Annotated in this window: 6 protein-coding genes; 5 read left to right on the forward strand and 1 reads right to left on the reverse strand. The window is 71.6% G+C overall.

The annotated features are described in order from the left end of the window. Positions 1 to 86: 86 nt before the first annotated feature. The 3 genes from ACFU7Z_RS37000 (at position 87) to ACFU7Z_RS37010 (ending at position 1,974) form a co-directional block, all read left to right on the forward strand. A complete protein-coding gene (locus ACFU7Z_RS37000) occupies positions 87 to 677 on the forward strand; it encodes a hypothetical protein (protein WP_380782466.1) in 591 nt (196 codons plus the stop codon). Positions 678 to 778: 101 nt separating this feature from the next. Continuing rightward, positions 779 to 1,324: a hypothetical protein gene (locus ACFU7Z_RS37005; protein ID WP_380782468.1), complete on the forward strand. Its 546-nt coding sequence runs from the start codon at positions 779 to 781 to the stop codon at positions 1,322 to 1,324. Positions 1,325 to 1,407: 83 nt separating this feature from the next. Continuing rightward, positions 1,408 to 1,974 carry a hypothetical protein gene (locus ACFU7Z_RS37010; RefSeq protein WP_380782470.1) on the forward strand — a complete coding sequence of 189 codons (567 nt, stop codon included), beginning with the start codon at positions 1,408 to 1,410 and terminating at the stop codon, positions 1,972 to 1,974. Positions 1,975 to 2,039: 65 nt separating this feature from the next. On the opposite strand, the gene ACFU7Z_RS37015 is transcribed toward ACFU7Z_RS37010, so the two are convergent. After that, the gene (locus tag ACFU7Z_RS37015; RefSeq protein WP_198959475.1) at positions 2,040 to 2,438 is read right to left on the reverse strand and encodes a hypothetical protein; all 399 of its coding nucleotides are present in this window, start codon (positions 2,436 to 2,438) and stop codon (positions 2,040 to 2,042) included. 388 nt (positions 2,439 to 2,826) lie between these two features. Between ACFU7Z_RS37015 and ACFU7Z_RS37020 the strand changes: the two genes are divergently transcribed. Both ACFU7Z_RS37020 and ACFU7Z_RS37025 read left to right on the forward strand, forming a co-directional pair. Then, a complete protein-coding gene (locus ACFU7Z_RS37020; protein ID WP_380782472.1) occupies positions 2,827 to 3,327 on the forward strand; it encodes an RICIN domain-containing protein in 501 nt (166 codons plus the stop codon). Between the two features lie 373 nt (positions 3,328 to 3,700). After that, positions 3,701 to 4,210: a hypothetical protein gene (locus ACFU7Z_RS37025; RefSeq protein WP_074005063.1), complete on the forward strand. Its 510-nt coding sequence runs from the start codon at positions 3,701 to 3,703 to the stop codon at positions 4,208 to 4,210. Positions 4,211 to 4,317: the final 107 nt, after the last annotated feature.

The following is a 4,317-nucleotide window of genomic DNA, read 5'->3' on the forward strand; positions in this document are numbered from 1 at the left end:
GGCCCGGACAGCGGAGCACCCGCCGTCCGGGCCGCCCGGCACCCCCGTAGTAAAGTCCCGGCAAAGGGCAACTCCGGGGGGAGCAAATGACGGTGACGCGCCGCGGGCAGGTCGTCTGGTGGCTCCGTGGCGCGGCGCTGGCGGCCTTCCTGGTGTACCTGCCGGGCTACTTCTCCTCCCGCCAGGGCGGGCTGGTCGAGGTCGAACGCTGGCTGAACCACCCGGTGCTGCTGCTCGGTACGGCCGTCACCCTGGCCATGGCCTCGGCGGTGGCCCAGGTCGAGTTCCGCACCAGGTGGGCGCAGATCGGTTTCGCGGCCGTCCTGTCGCCGCTGCTCGTCATCGGGGCGGCGGTCGGCGGCCTGGCGTACGTCTTCGGCGGCGACGGCCGGCTGGTCGACCGCAAGCCCGACCCGAGCCGCTCCGACCACGTGCTGAGCGTCACCGACGTCGCCTTCTCGATCGATCCGGTCTACCGGGTGGAGCTGGTGGCCGGCACCGGCTGGTCGGCCCGTCACTGGGGCCTCGGCACCTGGGAGGAGGACGACGGCTTCGTCAGGGCCGAGTGGTCCGGTCCGGGCCGGATCACGGTGACCTTGGAGAAGGAGATCGAGGTCTTCACCGTGGGCGAGGACGGGACGCCGGCCGGCCCGTCGTCCACGCCCCGGTCCCGGTAGCGGGCCTGTAGTAGGGTCCGCGCCAAAGTTCGGTCAAGAACCGCCGGGGGGCGAAGGTGACAGCGGTACGCCGCAGAGGGATCGCGTGGGGGCTCAGAGGCGTGGCGCTCGTGGCGCTGTCGGCCTACCTGGTGGGCCGGCACGCCTCCCGTTCGGGTGGGCTGGTGGAGCTCGAACGCTGGCTCGACCACCCGGTCCTGCTGGTCGGGGCGACGGTCGTGCTGGTGCTGGTCTCGCTGATCGTCGAGCTGGACTTCCGTACGCCGGAGTCGCAGATCGGCCTGGCCGGCGGCCTGGTGGCGCTGGTCCTGCTCGGGGTGCCGCTCGCGCTGTCGACGCTCGTGGCCGGGGACTCCGGGGTGCGGACCGCGCGGGAAGCCGCCCCGGGCCACCCGGACCGGGTGCTCGTCTTCACCGATGCCGCCGACTCGTTCGAGCCGGACCGCCGGGTGGAGCTGCTGACCGGCAGCGGCTGGTCGGTGCGCCACTGGTCCCTCGGTGCCAGGGGGCCGGGCGAACGCCTGCTCAGGGCCGAGTGGTCGGGCCCGGACCGGATCACGGTGACCTCGGAGAAGGAGGTCCAGGTCTTCACCGTGGGCGAGGACGGGACGCCGGCCGGCCCGTCGTCCACGCCCCGGCCGCGGTAGCGGGCCTGTAGTAGGGTCCGCGCCAAAGTTCGGTCAAGAACCGCCGGGGGGCGAAGGTGACAGCGGTACGCCGCAGAAGGATCGTGTGGGGGCTCGGAGGGGCCGCGCTCCTGGCGCTGCTGGCCTACGCGGTGGGTCGGTACGAGTCCCGGTCGGGAGGGCTCGTGGTGGTCGAGCGCTGGCTCGACCACCCGGTCCTGTTGGTCGGGACGGCGGTCGTGCTGACCGCCGTCGCGTTGTACATCGGGATGGAGTTCCGGACCTGGGTGTCGCAGATCGGCTGCGCCGTCGCCATGGTGGCACTGGTCTTCGGAGGGCCGCTGATCGCGTTCCTGGCGCTCGTGAGCGGCGAGGGGCGGACCGACCGGGAGGCCTCCCCGGGGCGCCCGGACCGGGTGCTGACCATGACCAACGTGGCCTTCTCGATCGACCCGATCTACCGGGTGGAGCTGGTGGCCGGCAGCGGCTGGTCGGCCCGCCACTGGAGCATGGGGATCTGGAACACCCGGGGCGGCGACTTCGTGCGCGCCGACTGGTCCGGCCCGGACCGGATCACCATCACCGGCCGCAGGAAGCTCACGGTCTTCGACGTCCACCCGGACGGCAGTCTGAGCGCGCCCCGGGAGGAGCCCAAGCGCCCGGAGGGCTGAGGCCGGCCCGGCCCTCCCCCGAAGTCCGGGGGAGGGCCGGGGCGTTCGGGCTCAGCGGGGCGGTGTCACCACGTGTCGATGTGCATCGTGTTGGCCGCGTTGTGGATGGCGTTGTAGTGCGGGATCGACATGTCGGACCTCTTCTGGCTCGCCGGCAGGTTCTTGTCGGCGGCGCGGAACTCGTCGCGGGCCTCCGCCAGCAGGCTGACGCCGTGGGAGACCGGGACGTCCTTCGTGCCGTGCGCCGGGTGGGACTTGGCGGCGGTCTTGCTGCCGGCGTTGATCAGGGTGCCGCGGGCCTGGTTGTAGTCGGCCACCTTGATCGTCTTCGGGTTGCGGAGCTCTGCCTGCACCCCCGCGGTCGGCGGCGTCTGCTCGGCGGCCAGGGCGGCGGGGGCGGCGGCGGTGGTGAGCGCACCCGTCACGATGACGGTGGCGAGGGCGTTGCGGAGGGTCCTGTGCATGAGGGTGTCCTTCCGATAAGAAAGCATCAAGGATTTCGCGCCCGCCGTGATGATGAAACGGTCGGGATGCGAACGTCTCGGCCCTACCCCGGCCCTCGGTGGCGGAAAACCGGCTTCCGTTCCGGGAATTCGCAGAGGATGAGATCAGGCCTTTTTCTGATCATGCGCAAATAGGACTGGCGTAATGGTGAGCCGAGGGACTGCGCCGGAGGGAGGGGGAGCCCGGGCGCAACTCCGCGCTGCGGCAGACGGGGCAATGCGATTCGTGCGTTGACTCCACCCGGGTTACTTGCCGTTGCGGGGGCCCGGTGCGGGTGGTTCCCTCGGCTCCGTGGCCCTGTACGCGGTCACGGAATTCGAGGAATCACCCTCGCAGAAGGAGAAATCCTTGTTCAGCATCAAGAAGGCGGCCGCCGTCGCGACCGCCGCCCTGGCCGTCACCGGCGCGGTGGCCTCGGCCTCGCCCGCCTCGGCGGGCGAAGTGCGCGTCGGCGGCCAGGAAGTGCGCTTCTACAACGAGTCCGTGAACGGCTTCCTGGACTCCGCCAAGTACGGGACCGACGCCATCACCTGGCAGGCCAACGGCACGGTCTGGCAGGACTGGATCCTCCGCCCGACCCCCGGCGGCTACCTGATCGAGTCCAAGGGGAAGCCCGACAAGTGCCTCCAGGCGTTCGCGGAGCCCGGCACGCCGATCCCGCTCGTCGCGTGCAACCCCAACATCCCGACCCAGCAGTGGCAGATCGACCGGACGGGCGACAGGTACGTCATCGCCGAGGCCACGGACGAGGACTACGTCATCGCGGCACAGGGCAACGACAGCCCCGTGGTGAAGGCGCTCCGCGACAACAGCCCGCGCCAGCTCTGGGACGTGGTGTCCCCGAACTGACCGACCGGTGGTCTGAGGGTTCCCGCCGGATCCGCCTCCCTCCGGCCGGGTCGTCGATGTGTTCCTGATGGCGGCCCGACCGGAGTGAACCGGATCGCGGCGGTGAAGGAGGGCCGGGCGATCTGCCACACTCTTGCCCACTCTCGCCGACGCGGACGGAGTGTGGATGGAAGAGCAGAGGAACGGTTCAGGGGCGGGCCCGGCGGCAGGCCGGCGTCGGCCCCGGAGGACGCGGGGGGCGCGGGGGGCGGAGAACTCCGCAGGCCAGGGCCCCGTCCAGCCGGTCATGTTGGAGGTCGAGAAGAACGCCGAAGGAGTCCGGGGCCGTGTTTCGGCACCGGATTCGCCCCGGGCCCACGGGACGGTCCGGATCGTGGCGTCCCTCGGTGCCGCGGTGGCCATCGTCCTGGGCGGGGGGTCGCTCGCGGTCAAGTACGCGACCAGTACGGGCAGCGCCGGTTCGACACCGTCCGCGCAGCACCCGGAGCCGCCGCCGGCCGCGGTGGCGGGGGAGCAGTGCGCTGCGGAGTCGCCCGGTGACGCCGCAGGGAGCACGATCAGGGTCTGCTTCCGGCGGGCCGGGAACACCGTCTACATGGTGGCCTACGCCAAGGCGGACCCGGCGACGTCCGCGGACGTGTACCTGTGGCTCAAGGACGGCAGCGGCACCGCGGCCGTGTACCCGGCGAACGGCCAGGCCGTGTCGTGGACCGGCGTCCCCCTGGAGTCCTCCGCCGAGGTGCGCAAGGAGACGCCCGTCAACCAGTCCCTGGTCCGCGGCACGACCTACAACGTGTCCCTCGCCGTGAAGCCGGCCGGCGGTCCGGCGCCGAACATCAGGAACCACGCCGTGGACGGCCGACAGATCCAGTTCACGTACTGAGGCTTCGGCGGGCGATTGGGCGCCGAGTGATCAAGTGCCGGGGGAACGCGGAAGGGTCCGGCACCTGTGTGGTGCCGGACCCTTCCGACTGTGGAGCGCCAGGCCCG

The sequence above is a fragment of the Kitasatospora sp. NPDC057518 genome, assembly GCF_042802075.1.
In the GTDB taxonomy this organism is placed as follows: Bacteria; Actinomycetota; Actinomycetes; order Streptomycetales; family Streptomycetaceae; genus Kitasatospora.

Bases quoted from the DNA above. Each gene is read 5' to 3' on its own strand.
- ACFU7Z_RS37015 (WP_198959475.1), bottom strand. From the start codon at position 2,438: ATGCACAGGACCCTCCGCAACGCCCTCGCCACCGTCATCGTGACGGGT.
- ACFU7Z_RS37000 (WP_380782466.1), top strand. From the start codon at position 87: ATGACGGTGACGCGCCGCGGGCAGGTCGTCTGGTGGCTCCGTGGCGCG.